The organism is Polyangium jinanense (genome assembly GCF_028435265.1).
Taxonomy (GTDB): domain Bacteria; phylum Myxococcota_A; class Polyangia; order Polyangiales; family Polyangiaceae; genus Polyangium; species Polyangium jinanense.
Map to the genome: position 1 here is coordinate 34,991 of NZ_JAGTJK010000029.1, position 16,471 is coordinate 51,461.

Sequence of the window (16,471 nt, forward strand, 5' to 3'; positions counted from 1 at the left end):
TCCCATCATCGCGCGCGAGCCCGGTGGCTGGCTACGAGAAAATCAGGGGGCAGGCGGGGGGAGCGCCGCCGGGGGCTCCTTGGGCGTCACAGGCTTGTCGGAGGCAGGCTTGTCGGAGGCAGGCTTGCTGGCCGCAGGCTTGTCGGTCGCAGGCTTGCCGGTCGCAGGCTTGTTGGCCGCAGGCTTCTCGGGGGCGGGCGCCGGGGTTTCGGTGCGGAAACTCGCGGGCTTGGTCGGTCCCTCGTCAGCCGCGGGCTTGCCGTCCGCCTTGGGATCGTCGGGCTCCTCGGCCTCCGCGGGTTTGTCCTCGACGGGACGCGCGACGGCGACGGCCTCGGCCTTGTCGTCCGAGGTCTCCTTGGCGGGGACGGGCGCAGCCTTGGGCGCGATCGGCTGCGCGACGTACACGACGACCTTGTCGCCCGGCGCGAGGGCGCTCGTGCGCGAGCGGTGGTTGATGCGCTCGAGCATCCCGAGGCTGAGATTGTATCGCTTCGACAAACTGCGCCAGGTATCGCCCTCGGCGGCGGCGATCTCCAGGCGCTTGCGGCCCTTGAGGTTCTCGAAATGGGTGAAGAACTCGGTGGAGCCGACGGGCAGGACACGGGCCTCGGCGTCATCGAGGACGAGCGCATTCGTGAGGGCGCGCTCGCGCGGGACGAAGACCTGCAAGGTCATCCCATCGTGAAGGGTGGCCGAGGGGTCGAGCGTGTTCCAGCGGGAGAGCTCGGCAGCGGAGACGGAGAGCGCGGAAGCGACCTCGCGGACGGTGTCGCCAGCGACGACACGATAAAAGATGCGGCGGCGATCGGGGTAGGTGAAGGCCTCCGCGGGGACGACGATGGTGGGTTTTTCGCCGCGGGCGCCGGAGAAGACGCTGGCGACGGTGGGTTTGTCGGGGCCGCCCTCGGGGACGAGGAGGACGGTGCCAGGGCGGACTTGCTCGCCGGAGCGGAGGCCGTTCAGGGAGAGCAAGGTGCTCTTCGTGGTGCCGCGGAGGGTGGCGACGTCCTCGATCGACTCGCCCCAGCGGACGAGGTGACGTTCGAGTTTGTCCTCGCGCTCGAGGTGCTTGGCGACGGTCTTGGCGGCGCGGGCGCCCGTGCCGGGCGGGACGCGGACGACGAAGGAGGCGCCCTCCTTGGCGTCGGGGCCGAGCGGCGGGGTGCGGCCGACGGGCAGCTGCGGATTCAAGTCTTCGACGGCGTCGAGCTCGACGCCGGCTGCCGCAGCAACGGTGCGGAGCGCGACGCCGGGGCCGACCGCGAGTTTGTCGAAGGTGACCGCAGGCTCGGGCTCGACGCCGTCGCAACCGAAGACGGCGCAATTCTTGGCGACGATCGCCATGGAAACGATCTTCGGGACGTACAGCGCCGTTTCGAGCGGGAGGCCCGCTTCGAGGCGGCTGAGCTCCCAGAAATCGTTCGTGTTGTATTTGCGAATGGAGGCGAGGAGGCCGCCATACCCCATGTTGTAGGCGGCAAAGGCGAGCTCCCAGGTCCCGAAGCGGCGGTGGAGGTCGGAGAGGTAACGCGCGGCGGCGAGGGTGGAGCGCTCGGGGTCGAGGCGCTCGTCGATCCAGCGGTCGACGGTGAGGCCATAGATGCGGGCGCCCTCGGGCATGAACTGCCAGAGGCCAGCGGCGCCGACGGGTGAATGAATGGTCGGATCGAATCCGCTTTCGACGAGCGCGAGCCAGACGACGTCCTCGGGCAAACCCTGCTCACGAAGGACGCGGCGAATGGCCGCGCCGTAACGGCCGCTCTTCTTGACCCACGAGGCGACCATGGCGCGACCGCGAGGGTTGTTCTTGTAAAACTCGAGGTAACGGAGGACGCGCGCATCCCAGCGGACGGGGATGTCGGGGAGATCGAGTTTTTTGATGAAGGAGAGGTCGGCCGGCGGAGGGGGCTGGAGGGGCGCCGGGAGCGGCGCCGAAGGGGGAACGCCGGTGGCGAGGAGGACGGGGCCGCCACGATCGAGGGTAGGCAGGTCGTCCGAGGGCCAGGGCGCGCCGGCATGAGGCGCCGGGGAGAAGAGGGCGAGGTCGAGCTCACGGAGGGCGCGGAGCTCGGTAGACTCGTCGACCCCACGATGCTGCGTGGGAGGCAGGCCCGCGATGGCGCGGCGGGCATTCTCGTCGGGCTCGCCGGGGTCGCCGGGCTTGCGCGTGGCGGGCTTTTTGCCGGTGGGCTTTTTCGCGGCGGGTTTCTGCGCGGGCTTGGCGGCCTGGGTTTTGGGCTTCTGCGCGGGCTTGGCGGCCGCGGGCTTGGGGGCCGCGGGCTTGACCCCGGCGGGCGCGGGCTTCGGCTGCGCGAGGCTCGACGCGGGGGCGAGCGCAGCGGCCGTGAGGAAGGTCGCCGTGAGGAGGAAGCGTGCAGCCCGACAGAAGCGCATGGGCAGGAGGGGTGTGTCTCACGGGGGCGGCGCGGGGTCAACTTTTCCTGCGCGGGCGTGGGGTTGCTTTCGGTGGGGGGGAAGGGCAATCTTCGGCTATGGGTTTTGCCGCGGAGAAGCGTGCGCGTGCCACGATCGCCGATCTCGATGCCGTCCCGAGCAACATGGTCGGCGAGATCATCAACGGCACGATGTACGCCTTTCCACGCCCTGCGCCGCGGCACTCGAGGGCTTCCTCCGTGCTCGGTGGCGACTTGATGGGCCCCTTCCAGCGTGGTCGCGGCGGTCCGGGCGGGTGGCAGATCTTCGATGAACCCGAGCTGTTGCTCGGTCCCGCAGGCGAGGAGGACGTTCTCGTCCCCGACATCGCTGGCTGGCGGATCGAGCGCTTGCCGCGGCTACCGAAGACGGCGAGGTTCATGCTCGCGCCCGATTGGGTATGCGAGGTCCTGAGCCCGAGCACGGTAACCGTCGATCGTGCCGAGAAATTGCCAGCATATGCGCGTCACGGCGTGCGGCACCTCTGGCTCGTCGACCCGATTGCACGGACGCTCGAAATCTTCGTGCTCGAAAAAGGGCGCTGGACGCTGCTGGGCGTGCATCACGGGAGCGCGCTCGTACGCGCGGAGCCCTTCGACGCGATCGAAATCGAGCTTGCGGCATTGTGGGCCGAGGTCGAGGAGGACGAGGCGCGAGCCGAGGAGGCGCCGGCCCTCACGAGCGCGCCGAAGAAGGCGGCGCGCAAGGCGACGGCCGCGGGAAAGAAGGGGCGCGGCCGCAGCCGGTGATCATTCGAATGCGAGCGTTCCGTTGTGGCGTGACCTCGCGCTCATCCTGCAGAAACGCGAATGTCGGTTCCGTTTGCCCCGTAAAACCGCGCGACAGCGCGTCGGGACGCACGAGGACCCCCGCTCAGGAGAGCTGCGCCACCCAGTCCACGATCTGCGGCAAGCCCATGACCTCGTTCACCACGCCGGCCTTCACCGCGGCGCGTGGCATGCCATAGACGACCGCGGTCTCCTCGCTCTCGGCGATGATCGTTCCGCCGCCGGCCCGGATCGCGCGGGCGCCGGCGACGCCGTCGTCGCCCATGCCCGTGAGGATGACGCCGTAGGCACGCGAGCCGACGGGCGCGAGGCTGCGCAGGAGACGGTCGGCGCTCGGGATGTAACGGTCGTGCTGCGAAGGAGGGCCGACGCGGAGGCGGATCTCGTTCCAGCCCATGCCACTCGCGCCCTGCGAGACGACCGCCTCCATGCACATCTTGCCCGGGCAGATGAAGGCCCGGCGCGCCGTGACGAGGTCGCCGTCGACGGCCTCGCTCACGCGGATCGCGCTCTTGCGATCGAGGCGCTCGGCAAAGGTGCGCGTGAATTTCTCCGGCATGTGCTGGGCGATGAGGATCGCACCGGGGAACTTCTCGGGGACGCGGCTCAGGATCTCGAGCAGCGCCGTCGGTCCGCCCGTCGAGGAGCCGATGCCGACGATGAAGCGCGCCGCAATGTTGGCGACGGAGCGCGCGCTCGGCTGATCGGGCTGCGCCGTGGAGAGGACGGGCGGCGTGGCCGTGGAGCGTGGGAGCGGCGGGATCGCGCTGTTGCGTTGGCTCACGGCCGCGAGCGGGCGCAGGTAGCGGACGAGGAGGACCTTCTGGAGGATTTCGCGGCGGAGCGCGGCGTCGGGCGCGAGCCTCTGGCTGGGTTTGGCGACGAAGTCGACGGCGCCGAGCTCCAGGGCCTTGAAGACGTTCTCCTTCTGGCTGTAGCTCGACACCACGATCACGGGCGTCGGCTGCCGGACCATCAGGATGCGGAGGAAGGTAAAACCGTCCATCCGCGGCATTTCGAGGTCGAGCGTGATGACGTCAGGCTTGAGGCTCAAGGCAAGGCGTAACGCCTCCTCGCCATCACCCGCCTTGCCGACGACCTCGACCTCGTCGCTGCCGGTCAGGATGTCCGCAATGTTCCTGCGGTTGTAGGCGGAGTCGTCGACGACGAGTACCCGCAGCGGACCGGTCTTCACCACCGTTTCACCTCTGCTGCATCCCTTGCCGAAGTGCTCATGGCTTCCCCGATCCGTGCGTGCTGCCCTCCAAACCCTGCGGGGCAAACCGCGAGGCCGTGATGGGCTTTCGATAAACGAGGTCGTCGCGCAAATGGACGAGCTCGAACGCGGTCGAGACGTTGAGGAGCGACTCCGAGTGGCCGAGGAGCAAGAACCCGCCCGGCAGGAGTCGATCGTAGAACATGTCGATCACGCGGCGCCGCGAGGCATCGTCGAAGTAAATGAGAACGTTGCGGCAGAAAATGATGTCGACCCGGCCGACGACCGAAGCCCGGACCGGATCGAGCAGGTTCAAATGGCCGAAATGGCACCACGCCCGGAGGTCGTCCTGCACGTGCATGCCGTCGGGCTTCTCGATGAAATACTTTCGTTTGAGATCAAGGGGAATCGCCCGGAACGAGGAGGAGCCATACACGCCGCGGCGCGCGTGCGCGATGCAGCGGCGCGAGATGTCGCTGCCGAAGATGCGGACGTCACGGCGGCCGGACAAACCAGCCTCCTTGGCCGTGAGGGCGATGGAGTAGACCTCCTCGCCCGTGGAGCAGCCCGCGCTCCAGATGGAGAGGCTCTCGCGGGAGAGCGGCGGGCGGCGGAGCATCGGGAAGAGCTCGGTACGCAGCGCCGTGAGCTGGTAGTCCTCGCGGTAGAAATAGGTCTCGTTGATCGTGACGAGGTCGAGCGCTTCGTCGAGCTCCGCCCGGCCCCGGTCCGGCGAGCGGAGGAGCTGGTAGTACTCGCCGAACGAGTGCAAGCCATGCACGCTGAGGCGCTCGCGCAAGCGCCGCTCGATCACAGGGCGCTGCTCGGGGCTGAGCGCGATGCCGCAATGCTGGTTGATGAGATCCCGCAAGAGGCGGAACTCGTCCGGCGCGAGGCGGATCTCATCCGGGTAGCGCATCACGACCCGAAGAAACCCCTTTCCCCCCGCCACCGGATCGACGAGAGCGCGCCCTCGAGGGTGTCGCGGACGTCCCGATCGAGCTCGTGCGACGCACGCTGCGCCAGGCGCTCCCGCAAGCTCGCATTGTCGCTCGCCGCGATCGTCTCGGCCGCGAGGAGCCGGACGTCAGGCGAGGGATGGTCGAGGCAACGAAGGAGCGCTTCGCCCTCGGGGCCGCTCGTTTCGAGCTTGAGCATCGCCGCCTTGACGACGGCCGCGTCGGGATGGTCGAGCGCAGCGACGAGCGCGGCCTGTCTTCCCGATGTGCCCCAGCGCAGGCGCCCGATGGCCTCGGCCGCGGCGATCGCCACGACAGCCTCGGCCTCGCGGGCGAGCGGCGCGAGGGCCTCGATGAGCGTGGCCGCGGCGCGCCCCGCGGCGTCCGGCGGGATCGTGGAGAGGGCCTCGCCGAGCGCGCGGATCGCGGTGGCCACGAGCTCGGCATCCATGGAGCGGCCCGCGATGTCGAGGATGGTGCGGAGGCTCGGGGTCGCGTGCGCGTCGGGCGAGCCATCACGTCTTCGCGCCGCCGCGCCGAGGTAGCCGAGCGCGCGGGCCGCGGCGAGCTGGACCTCGCGTTCTTCATCGGCGAGCGCGAGCGAGAGGACGTCGAGCGCCGAGTCGCCGCCGATCTCGGCGACGGCGCCGATCGCGGCGCGACGCGTGCGTACGTCCTCGGCCGCGGCGGCGCGCGCGAGGAAGCCGAGGTCGCCGGGCGACGGGGGCGGGCTTTCGGCGCTGCGCGTGGCGGCGAGGGCGCCGAGGATGATCGCGGCGGCGAAGGTGTCGTCACCGGGGCCCCGCACGAGGGTGTCGCCGAGCGCGCGTGCAGCCTTCTCGTGGCGGGTCGCGAGCGAGGCGAGCGCGCCTTCGGCCGCGTGGGCGACGGGGCGGAGCGGTGAGGCGACGAGGCGCACGGCGAGCGCGAGGTCTTCTTCGGTGCCTAGCTTCGAGAGGGCGAAGAGCGCGCTCGTGGCGATGCGGCGCTCGTCGTCGAGCGCCGCCTTGCGCAGGGCTTCGAGCAGCGCCGTGGGCCTTTCGGGCGCACCAGGCGCGAGGGCGATGCCGGCAGCGACCTCGATGAGGGCGGCGCGGACGTCGGGGGCGAGCGGCGTCGTGCCTTGTTCAGGCGCAATCCGCGCGACGAGGCCCGGGAGCGCGGCGGGGCCGAGGAGGAAGAGCGCGCGCTCGGCCTGCTCGGTGAAGGTCTCCTCGGCGAGCGCGGCGGCGGCCGCGTCGACGACGCCGGGCGCGCGCGCGACCGCGGCGAGGAGGAGCGCCATGGCGCGGTGGTGCGGCGGGTCGGTTCCTTCGGCGCTGGCGACACGGACGAGGCGCTGGCCGAGCTCGGGACCCTCGGCCGCGAGGGCTTCCGTGACGGCCGGAAGGAGCGGGCCCTCGGCGAGGCGCGCGAGCGCGCCGATGGCCTGCAGGAAGGTGCCGCCGCGCGCCTTCTGGAGCATGCGAGCGAGCGCCGAGGCCGCCGCGGGGCTCTCGGACACGGCGGCCGCCGAGAGGGCCGCGGAGCGCAAGGAAGGGTGCTCGAGGAGCGGCGCGAGGCGCTCCCAGGGGATCACGGCGCCGAGGGCGTTGAGGCCTTCGAGCGCGGCGAGCCTGGCGAAGGGATCGGCGCTGTCGAGGCAGCGGTAGAGGAGGCGCTGGACCTCGGCGGGCGCGATCGGCCCGAGCTGCGAGATGGCCTCGACCGCGCCCTGGCGGACGTTCTCGTCGGGGTCGCGCAGCGAGCGCTCGAGGATGACGAGCGCGTGCGGATCCCGCGTGTAGCCGAGGGCCTGGACGGCGAGCTTGCGGCCGTCGGCGTCGAGACGCGCGAGCGAGGCTTCGAGGGGCGGGGTCGCGGCGCTGCCGCAGTTCGCGAGGACCTCGATCGCAGCGTTGCGCAGGCCGACGTTGTCGCAGGGCTCGAACGTCTTGACCATGGCCGCGATGAGGCTCGGCGCCGGGATGAAGGCGCGCGCGGCGTACGTGGCCTCCTTGCGCACGCGCCAGTCGGTGTCGCCGAGCGCGCGGACGAGGAGCGGGAGCGCGTCGTAGAGCGGCAACTCCGCGGCGAGGGAGGTGGCCTGGCGGCGCTCCTCGGCGTCCGGGGCGTCGAGGGCCGCTTCGATCAGCAGAGGCGAGACGGAACGGCTCGAAGGGGGGTTCACGGCGCTCTCCTCACAAGTCGTCCAACGGCGGCAGGACATCGGCGATGTCGTCGACGATTTCCGTGAACCGCTTCGTATCGAGCACGAAGACGAGCAGCCCGTTGTGGTTCGTGACGCCCGAGATGCCGCGCAGATCGCGGCCGCCGCCGACCGGAGGCGTCGGGCGGATCTCGTCGGCGCCGGTGCCGAAGACCTCGGAGACGGCGTCGACGATGAGGCCGACCATGCGCACGCCGGCGTCGACGAGGATCCACTTCGTCGAGCGGGTCGGCTCGGTGGGCGGCAAGCCGAAGCGCACGCGCAGATCGAGGACGGGCACGACGTCGCCGCGGTGATCGGCCACGCCGGAGACCTCGGGCGGCGTGTGCGGGAGCGGCGTGACCGGCAAGGGGTTCACGATCTCGCGCACCTGGCCGATCCCGATCGCGTAGTGCACGTCCCCTACGACGAAGCCGACGAGGCTCTTCTGGGGATCGGCGCGGTGTCTCTGGCCATAGTCGGGCATCTGGGTCCGTCTCTCCTGATCGGCGAGCCGTCAGGACGAAAGCACCACCTTCAAATCGAGCAGGATGATCACGGACGCGTTCTGCCGAACAACGCCCACGCTCTTCAACGCGACCCCCTTCCCCTCCTGCTGCGGCGCCTGCGCCTGCGCAGGACGCGCGATGCCGGCGATGTAACTCGCGACCTCGCCGCCGAGCGCCGTCGCCGTGTGCTCGATCTCGCTGTCGGCGAGGCGATAGACCTGCAAGACCTCGTCGACGTAGAGGCCGAGCAGCTCCACGCCCATCGGATCGACGAGCAGGATGCGCGCCTTGCTCGTGACGGGCCCCTCGGAGAGGCGCAGGCGGCGGCGCAGATCGATCACCGTGACGAGCTGCCCGCGCACGCTGATGATGCCCATGATCGACGAGGGCGCGCGCGGCACGGGCGTGAGCGGGTGCAGCTTCAGGATCTCGCGAATGATCGAGACCGGCGCGGCGTAGACGTCGCCCGCGAGGCGGAACGCGAGGTACTCGGTGATAGGGCCACGATCGCGCTGCGCCTTCTTGCGCTTGGTGCCCGCGGCAGCGGGGACTACCGCGGAGGAGGTGCGGCGGGCCAGGTTAGAAGCCATGGGTCCCTCCGTGCATGCGGGCACGATCCGCGTGCGCGAACATCTCCTCGACGAGCGCGGGCGCGTCGAGCACGAGCGCGATGCGCTGGTCGGCGAGCTGCGTGGCGCCCGCGAAGCCCGCGACGTTCTTGAGGCTCGGGCCGAGGCCCTTGATGACGACGTCCTGCTCGCCGACGAGCGAGTCGACGACGAGGCCGAGGCGGCGGGTGCCGACCGCGGTGACGACGATGAACCGACGCTTCTGCCGCGGCGCGAGCGCGGTCCGCGCAGAGGGCGACGAGCTGCCCGCGGGGCGGTACGGGAAGGCCGCGGCCGCGTAGTCCTGGCGGATGCTCTCGCTGCGCAGCGAGCCGCGCGGCGGGACCCCGGCATGGCCCATCGGCGGCGCATCCATGCCCATGCTCGTGCCAAAGGGGCCGGTGCCGCTCGAGTCCGGCGTGTCCGAGAGGCCGAAGAGGCGCGCGAGGTAGCAGAGCTGGAGCGTGCTGCCGCGCAAGGTGACGGCTTCGCGGCCGTCGATCACGCGCACGGCCTCGACGTCGAGCCACACGGCTTCCTGCACGTTCGCGAGCGGGATGGCGAACTGCTGGTCGCTCACCTTCACGATGAGCGCGCTGATGATCGCCAGCGTGATCGGCAGGGTCACCGTGAACTTCGTGCCGATGCCCGGCTCGCTCTGGACGTCGATCACGCCGCCGAGCTTCGAGATGTTCGTCTTGACGACGTCCATGCCGACGCCGCGGCCGCTGATCTCGCTGACGGAGCTCTTCGTCGAGAGGCCCGGGACGAAGATGAGGTTCAGGACCTCGCGGCGGCTCATCGTGCGCGCCTCGTCCGCCTGCACGACGCCCATCCGGATCGCCTTCTCCAGCAGGCGTTCCGTGTCGATGCCCTTGCCGTCGTCCTCGATCTCGATGACGACGTGGTTGCCCTTCTGGAACGCGTTCAGCGCGATCGTGCCCACGGCGGGCTTGTTCACCGCCTCGCGCATCTCGCGCTCCTCGATGCCGTGATCGATCGCGTTCCGCATCATGTGCATGAGCGGATCGCTGAGCTCCTCGACGATGAGCTTGTCGACCTCGGTCTCGGCGCCCGTGATGACGAGGTTCACCTGCTTGCCGGCCTCGCGGCTGATCTGCCGGGCCACGCGCGCGAGTTTGTCGAAGACCTGGCCGAGCGGGACCATGCGGACCTCGAGGATCCCGCGGCGCAGGCTGATGACGTTGCGCTCGAAGTCACGCTGCAGCCGATGCAGGTTGATCCGGAGCTCGCGGTTCGTGTGCGCGTCGCGCATCTTCTCGAGCAGGCGCTCGAGCTCCGTGCGCACGATCGACAGCTCGCCGACGATGTTCATCAGGACGTCGAGCTTCTGGATGTCGACGCGTACCGTCTGCGCGACGCTCTTGATCGTGCCGAGCTCCTGCGCTTTCGGCGGGATGCTCGCGCTCGTATCGAGGCGCGGCGCCGGGAAGGGATGCGGCGCCGTCATGTCGAGCGGCGCATGGCCGAGCGGCGGCATCGCGCTCGGCGTGCCGCTCGGCGCGACCGGCGGCGGCGAAGGCGTGGGCGTGGGGATGTGATGCGCCGGCACGGGCGCAGAGACGGCCGGCGCGGGCGCGGGCGCGGGTGCGGGCCCTCCGCCCTGCCGCGGCAGCTCCTCGACCTCCACGCCGAGGTGGTGGAGCGCGTTCCGAAGCGTCCCCGCCGACGCGCGCGAACCCATCAGGATCTCGAGCGTGATCGAGTCGATGTCGTCGCCGTCGCTCGCGGGCAGGTACGTGATGATGTCGCCGTGCGGCTTCGCGGTCGCCTTGAGCTCGTCGAGCCCCTGGTCGATCGTCGCGAGCTGGAACCGCACCTTCAGCCGGTAGAGCGTGTTGCCCTGCGCGATGTTCGTCTTGAGCTTGTGCTCTTCGAACTCGGTGAGCACCGCGAGCAGGTTCGGGTCGATGATGTGCCCGCCGCTGCCCCCTCCGCCGCCTGTGCTCGCGCCGCGATCGAGCTGCGCGAGCAGCTTTTCGAGCTCGGGCATCGGCTGGTCGCGGCCCTCTTTCTCGGCCTGGAGCAGCTTGCCGTAGAGCTGCACCGAGAGGAAGAGCAGGTCGAGCACGGGGGCCGTGACGTCGACCTTGCCGAGGCGCAGATCGTCGAGCAGTTCCTCGAGCTTGTGCGAGAGGCTCGACATCCGCGTCGCGCCGAACAGGCCCGCGAGGCCCTTCAGCGTGTGCACGGCGCGGAAGACGTCGTTGATCAGATCCGGGTCGACGTGGCCGGACTTCTGCGCCTCGTCGAGCGCGAGCAGATCTCGCCCGAGCCCTTCGACGATCTCCTGCGCCTCGGAGAAGAACTCCTCGCGCGCGCGTTCGCTCTCGCTCGTCAACGCGACCCCTCGCTGCTCTCGGCCGGAAGGGAGCTCCGCGCTTGCAGGATCGTCGTGATGGCGCGCTGCAGCGCCTCCACCGTGAAGGGCTTCGCGAGGAACGCGTCGGCGCCGAGCGCGAGGCCGCGCGCCCGGTCCTTTTCGGAGGATTGCGTCGAGATGACGATCGTGGCGACCTTCCGGTGCCGCTCGCTGTCGCGCATGAACCGCAGGAGCTCGAGCCCGTTGATGTCCGGCATGTTGATGTCGGTGATCACGAGGTCGTAGTGCCCGCGCGGCAGGAGGCGGAGCGCGTCGAACCCGCTGGCAGCCTCGACGACCTCCACCTCGCCGTGCGTGTCGTCCGGGCTCGTTGCGAAGAGCCCCGGCGCATCCTCGAGCGCCGCGCGGATGAACGCCCGGAACGCAGAGGAGTCCTCGACGACCAGGATACGAGCCATGCCGTGAGGTTAGCGGAAACGCCCCGCGATCAGGAGGTTTTTGGCGGAGCTCCGCGCGCCCCGGGGGGGCCGCGGCGTGACCGGTCTCTGACCGACGCTGATTTCTTGCCCGGAAATGTGCCCTCGCGGGGGGAACGCCAGGGCGGAAGCGGGCCGAGCCCGCGCGCCTCGTGACCCGGGGTGGGAACCGTGGTCACGGACGATCCCACGCGCCGCGAATTGACAGGCCCTCGAAGGTCCTGCCCTAATGCGATCCGTGAACGACAGAAACAAGGCCGCGCTCGGCGCGGGTACCTCTTCCTACGCCTGGGTGACGCTCGTGTCGCTCCTCGCGCTTCTCCTCGCTGCGTGCGGGGGCGGCTTGAACGTCCGTCTCATCAACTCGGCGCAGAAGAAGCCCAACAACGTCTGGGTCTTCTTCACGGTCGACGCGGGCAAGGACAAGCCCGTCGGTGGCCTCGCCGCCGAGGACTTCAAGATCTACGAGGACGGCGAGCTCGTCTCGGCCTTCGAGAGCAAGCAGACGATCCAGAACCCGGAGGTCGCGGCCGTCATGTACACGATGCTGCTCGTGGACATGAGCGGCAGCGTGACCGAGTCCGGGCAGGCGGACGCGCTCGTCGATGCCGCGAAGGCCTTCGCCGAGCGCGTCGGCAAGACGCAGAAGGTCGGCGTGTACGCCTTCGACGGCTCGGAGAAGATCCACTCCGTCGTGCCCTTCACCGAGGCGCAAGGCTCGGTCGAGGGTGGTCTCGAAGGGCTGCGCAGCTACAAGCCCAAGGACCCGTCGACGAACCTGCACGGCGCCGTCGTCGAGGGCCTCGCGACGCTCAAGAAGGAGCTCGACAAGGACAAGCGCCCGCTCAAGTTCGGCTCGCTCGTCGTCTTCTCGGACGGCACGGATCGCGCCGCGCGCGTGACCCGCGACCAGATGAAGGACGACATGGGCAAGGACGAGTACGAGAACTACCAGATCTATGCGATCGGCGTCGGCGCCGAGATCGGCAAGGCGAAGCTCGACGAGATCGGGCGCGACGGGACCGAGCTCGCGACCGATCAGGCGAAGGTCAAGGAGGCCTTCGACAAGATGGCCGCGCGCATCGAGGCGCACATGAAGCGCTTCTACCTGCTCTCGTACTGCACGCCGGCCCGCAAGGGTGAGCACGAGGTCACGATCGAGGCGATCAGCAAGAAGGATCCCGAGGGCTCCGGCGAGGTCGAGTACAAGTTCAACGCCGACGGCTTCGGGCCTCCGCCCGACTGCGATCCGAAGGCGCCTCCGGCCTTCGACCTGAAGGAGCCGGCGCCGAAGCCGGCCGAAGCCGCCAAGTAACACGACGCCGAAACATCGGCCCAGCAAGGCCCGCGCGCATCGAGGTATGCTCGCGGGCCTCGTTCATTTCGAGGGGAGGACGCATGCCCGTTTCGAAGGTGCTGCTGGTCGATGACGAGCCGCACATCCGGCGAATTGGTGAGCTGAGCCTGAAGGGCGTCGGCAAATGGAAGGTCGTGCTCGCGTCCTCCGGTCACGAAGCGCTGGAGGCCGCGGCGCGCGAAGCACCCGACGTGATCCTGCTCGACGTGATGATGCCCGACATGGATGGCCAGGAGACGCTCCTCGAGCTCCGCGCGCGCGAAGCCACGGCCGCGATCCCGATCATCTTCATGACCGCGAAGGTGCAGAAGCACGAGGTCGATCGCTACCGCGAGCTCGGCGCCGCGGGCGTCATCCCCAAGCCCTTCGATCCGATGGCCCTGCCCGGACAAATCCGGGACATCCTCGCTTCGTACGCGGGCCCACGGGCTTGATCGTGGCTCACCGCGTGCAAGGGACACGGGAACCGACATGAAAGCAGCCCCTGCCCCTGCCGACGAGATCGAGCGGCTCGCGGCCCTGAGCGACGCGGCGATCCTCGACACGCCGCCCGAGCGTGCCTTCGACGATCTCACGCGCCTCGCGGCCTCGATTTGCCGCACGCCCATCGCGCTCGTCTCGCTCGTCGATCGTGAGCGTCAGTGGTTCAAGTCGAAGGTCGGGCTCGACGCGAGCGAGACGCCGCGCGAGGTGGCGTTCTGCGCGCACGCGATCCTTGGAGATGAGCTGTTCCTCGTCCCCGACGCGTATGACGACGAGCGGTTCGCGGACAATCCGCTCGTGACCGGCGCGCCGAACGTGCGGTTTTACGCGGGCGCGCCGCTCGCGACCGCGGACGGTCACAACATCGGGACGCTTTGCGTCATCGACAACGGCCCGCGCCAGCTCGATGACGATCAACGAAGCGCGCTCTCGGCGCTCGCGCGTCAGGTGGCCGCGCAGATCGACCTTCGCCGCGCGAACGGGCGGCTTGCAAAGTTGAACGGCGAACTCGTTGCACGGGCGCGCGAGGCGCAGGCAGTGATCGAGCAACGCAAGGTGATCGAGCGCATCAAAGACGAGTTCGTCTCGACGGTCGCGCACGAGCTGCGGACGCCGCTCACCTCGATCCGCGGCGCGCTCGGCCTGCTGGAAGGCGGGGTGCTCGGCGCCCTGCCCGACGAGGCGATGGAGGTCGTGAACATCGCCCGGACGAACACCGACAGGCTCGTGCGGCTCATCAACGACTTCCTCGACCTGGAGAAGATCGAAGCGGGCAAGCTCGAGCTCACGCCGAAGCACGTCGACGTGCGGCGGCTCGTTTCCAGCCTCGTCGAGAGCCTTTCTCCCGTGGCCGCGGAGGCCAAGGTCGAGCTCTGGGCGGAGGTGCGGGGAGATCTCGACCTCGTGGCGGATGAGGACCGGATCGCTCAGGTGCTCACGAACCTGATGTCCAATGCCCTCAAGTTCTCGCCGTCCGAGGCGCGGGTCGAGCTCTTCGCGGAGGCGACGGCGACCGGCCACGTGCGCTTCGGCGTGCGCGATCGCGGACCCGGGATCGCGGAGGCGGACCTCGCGCGGCTCTTCAACCGGTTCGAGCAGCTCGGCGGCCATGGCCCGCGCAAAGTCGGCGGCACGGGGCTCGGGCTCGCGATCTCGAAGGCGATCGTCGAGCAGCACGGGGGTACGATCGGGGTCGCGTCGACGCTCGGGCAAGGCAGCACATTCTGGTTCGAGTTGCCGCCGCGGGACACGCGGCCGAGCCTCACAGCGCCGAGCGAAATGTAGATCTGGTCGAAATCTCGGGGCCTGCCTCGCCGACTCCGCCTATGATCGACGCACCCGATGGCGCATACGAAGGACGACGAGATCCGAGCGGCGCTCCTGGAATTACGCAGGGAGTACCTGGCGGAGCTGCCGGGGCTCCTGGAGCAGCTCGCCGAGGTCGTGTCCGCGGCGAAGCAGGGGAGCGCGAAGGACGCGATGCGCGTCGCGGTGTCGAGGGCGCACGCGCTGCGCGGGACCGCGGGATCATACCGGTTTCAGGACATCAGCGACGCCGCTGGCCTCATCGAGGACGGGCTGCTCGGCATCCAGGGCGGCTGGTTGCCCCCGGAGCAAGCGTGGCCCGAGATCGAGCGCGCGCTCGCGAGCGCCCGCGCGGCGTGTGATCGCGCGGGCGCCGCGCTCAAGCCGTAGGGGCCGCGCCCCAGCTGGCCCGCTCGACGATGCCGTCGATCGTGTCGACGAGGCGGCGCAGATCGATCGGCTTCGCCACGAACTCGCGTACGCCGAGGACCGCGAACTTCCAGCGCTCCTGCGGGCCGACGCGGCCGCTCAAGACGACGACACGCGCGTGATCGCCGCGCGGCAAGGCGCGCAGGTGCGAGAGCGTGTCCACGCCGTCGAGGTCGGGCATGTCGAGGTCGAGCAGCACGAGATCGGGCGGCTCGTCGCGCGCGGCGTCGAGAGCATCCTGGCCCGAGCGCGCGACGCGGATGCGCACCGATCGGCCCTTCAAGGCGAGCTCGGCCGCCTTGGCGGCGAACTTGCCGAACGCGGGATCGTCGTCCACCGCGAGGACGCGGATCGGCCGGAGGATGTTCTCCCCGGGCATCCGGGTGCTCGGCGGCGGCTCCTGGATCGACGGCGCCGCGGCGGCCTTGGGGGAGCCTGCGCGGACGAGGTCACGCGCGAACGTCACGCAGCTCGGATACCGATCGACGGGGTGTTTCGCGAGCGCGCGAGAGAGCACCGCATCGAACGGAGCGAGCTCGGGCGCACCGACGAGGCGAGGGGAATGGGCGCGCGCTGATGGGCCTGCAGGAGCCGCACGATGTTGCGGTCGAGGTAGGGCGTGCGCCCCGTGAGCAGCTCGAACGCCACGCATCCGAGCGCATAGATGTCGCTCCACGGGCCTACCGTGATCCCGTCGGCGCCGAGCCCGGCTTGCTCGGGGGCCATGTAGATCGGCGTGCCTTCGATCGTTTCGGGATCCGGATCCGACGACTGCTGTGCGAGCCCGAAATCGATGAGCACGGGCCTGCCGGTGTCCTCCTCGATGACGATGTTGCCGGGCTTCACGTCGCGATGGACGATGCCGCGCGCGTGCGCGGCGTCGAGCCCGTCGGCGATGCGGCTCAGGATGGTGAGCGCGCGGTGTTGCGGAAGGAAGCTCTGGCGCTGCCGGTAGTCGTCGAGGATCGCCTCGAGTGAGCGGCCTGCGACGTACTCCATCGCGAAGAAGTACGAGCGCCCGTGGCGGCCGAACGCGTACACCTGCACGACGTGTTGATCCCGCAGCGTCGCGAGCGCCTTCGCTTCCTGCTGGAGCTTCTGCTCCGCGAGCGCGTCGTCCCACGTCGGCACGATGAGCTTCAGCGCCACCGTCCGATCGAGCCAGGTGTCGCGCGCGCGGTAGACGACCCCCATGCCGCCGCGGCCGAGCTCTCGTTCGACGTGGTACGTGCCAGCCACGAGCGAGCCCGGCTCGGGCGTGATCGAGGGCCGCGAGGGCGCGTCGATCACGTTGCCGAACTCGTCGAGGGACGACGTATCGACGTAGGCTTCGCCGGATCTGTCTGGCGACGAAGGTATGCTCATGAGCTGCC

The 16,471-nt window shown here is 69.8% G+C and carries 15 protein-coding genes; 5 read left to right on the top strand and 10 right to left on the bottom strand.

What is annotated here, in order from left to right; all coding sequences use genetic code 11:
- Window positions 1-42 precede the first annotated feature (42 nt).
- Window positions 43-2,397 (bottom strand): transglycosylase SLT domain-containing protein, encoded by a 2,355-nt coding sequence (locus KEG38_RS35975; RefSeq protein WP_272424915.1) that lies wholly within the window; start codon window positions 2,395-2,397, stop codon window positions 43-45.
- 98 nt (window positions 2,398-2,495) lie between these two features.
- Between KEG38_RS35975 and KEG38_RS35980 the strand changes: the two genes are divergently transcribed.
- On the top strand, window positions 2,496-3,185 hold the full coding sequence (locus KEG38_RS35980; RefSeq protein WP_276074139.1) for a Uma2 family endonuclease: 690 nt from the start codon (window positions 2,496-2,498) through the stop codon (window positions 3,183-3,185).
- Window positions 3,186-3,309: 124 nt separating this feature from the next.
- Here the strand turns inward: KEG38_RS35980 and cheB are convergent, their stop codons facing one another.
- The 7 genes from cheB to KEG38_RS36015 are packed head-to-tail and all read right to left on the bottom strand — an operon-like array spanning window position 3,310 to window position 11,506.
- Window positions 3,310-4,422: a chemotaxis-specific protein-glutamate methyltransferase CheB gene (cheB, locus tag KEG38_RS35985; protein ID WP_272424916.1), complete on the bottom strand. Its 1,113-nt coding sequence runs from the start codon at window positions 4,420-4,422 to the stop codon at window positions 3,310-3,312.
- 34 nt (window positions 4,423-4,456) lie between these two features.
- Window positions 4,457-5,359 (bottom strand): CheR family methyltransferase, encoded by a 903-nt coding sequence (locus KEG38_RS35990; protein ID WP_272424917.1) that lies wholly within the window; start codon window positions 5,357-5,359, stop codon window positions 4,457-4,459.
- Complete coding sequence (locus KEG38_RS35995) at window positions 5,359-7,569, bottom strand: HEAT repeat domain-containing protein (protein ID WP_272424918.1); 2,211 nt, start codon at window positions 7,567-7,569, stop codon at window positions 5,359-5,361. The genes KEG38_RS35990 and KEG38_RS35995 overlap by 1 nt, the downstream gene beginning before the upstream one ends.
- Window positions 7,570-7,579: 10 nt before the next feature.
- Window positions 7,580-8,074 (bottom strand): chemotaxis protein CheW, encoded by a 495-nt coding sequence (locus tag KEG38_RS36000; RefSeq protein ID WP_272424919.1) that lies wholly within the window; start codon window positions 8,072-8,074, stop codon window positions 7,580-7,582.
- A gap of 30 nt (window positions 8,075-8,104) precedes the next feature.
- A complete protein-coding gene (locus KEG38_RS36005; protein WP_272424920.1) occupies window positions 8,105-8,686 on the bottom strand; it encodes a chemotaxis protein CheW in 582 nt (193 codons plus the stop codon).
- Window positions 8,676-11,066 carry a chemotaxis protein CheA gene (locus KEG38_RS36010; protein WP_272424921.1) on the bottom strand — a complete coding sequence of 797 codons (2,391 nt, stop codon included), beginning with the start codon at window positions 11,064-11,066 and terminating at the stop codon, window positions 8,676-8,678. Before KEG38_RS36010 ends, KEG38_RS36005 begins: the two co-directional genes overlap by 11 nt.
- Complete coding sequence (locus KEG38_RS36015; RefSeq protein WP_272424922.1) at window positions 11,063-11,506, bottom strand: response regulator; 444 nt, start codon at window positions 11,504-11,506, stop codon at window positions 11,063-11,065. Before KEG38_RS36015 ends, KEG38_RS36010 begins: the two co-directional genes overlap by 4 nt.
- A gap of 256 nt (window positions 11,507-11,762) precedes the next feature.
- Here KEG38_RS36015 and KEG38_RS36020 point away from each other — a divergent pair, with 256 nt between their 5' ends.
- The 4 genes from KEG38_RS36020 to KEG38_RS36035 all read left to right on the top strand — a co-directional run bounded on the left by KEG38_RS36020 (window position 11,763) and on the right by KEG38_RS36035 (window position 15,059).
- On the top strand, window positions 11,763-12,839 hold the full coding sequence (locus KEG38_RS36020) for a VWA domain-containing protein (protein ID WP_272424923.1): 1,077 nt from the start codon (window positions 11,763-11,765) through the stop codon (window positions 12,837-12,839).
- Window positions 12,840-12,922: 83 nt separating this feature from the next.
- Window positions 12,923-13,315, top strand: coding sequence for a response regulator (locus tag KEG38_RS36025; RefSeq protein WP_272424924.1), 393 nt, complete (start codon window positions 12,923-12,925; stop codon window positions 13,313-13,315).
- Window positions 13,316-13,352: 37 nt separating this feature from the next.
- Window positions 13,353-14,648 (top strand): sensor histidine kinase, encoded by a 1,296-nt coding sequence (locus KEG38_RS36030; RefSeq protein ID WP_272424925.1) that lies wholly within the window; start codon window positions 13,353-13,355, stop codon window positions 14,646-14,648.
- A 57-nt stretch (window positions 14,649-14,705) separates the two neighbouring features.
- Window positions 14,706-15,059: an Hpt domain-containing protein gene (locus KEG38_RS36035; protein ID WP_272424926.1), complete on the top strand. Its 354-nt coding sequence runs from the start codon at window positions 14,706-14,708 to the stop codon at window positions 15,057-15,059.
- Here KEG38_RS36035 and KEG38_RS36040 read toward each other — a convergent pair.
- A complete protein-coding gene (locus tag KEG38_RS36040) occupies window positions 15,049-15,564 on the bottom strand; it encodes a response regulator (RefSeq protein WP_272424927.1) in 516 nt (171 codons plus the stop codon). The two genes, KEG38_RS36035 and KEG38_RS36040, sit on opposite strands and share 11 nt — an antisense overlap.
- A complete protein-coding gene (locus tag KEG38_RS36045; protein ID WP_272424928.1) occupies window positions 15,561-16,463 on the bottom strand; it encodes a serine/threonine-protein kinase in 903 nt (300 codons plus the stop codon). The genes KEG38_RS36040 and KEG38_RS36045 overlap by 4 nt, the downstream gene beginning before the upstream one ends.
- Between the last annotated feature and the right edge of the window lie 8 nt (window positions 16,464-16,471).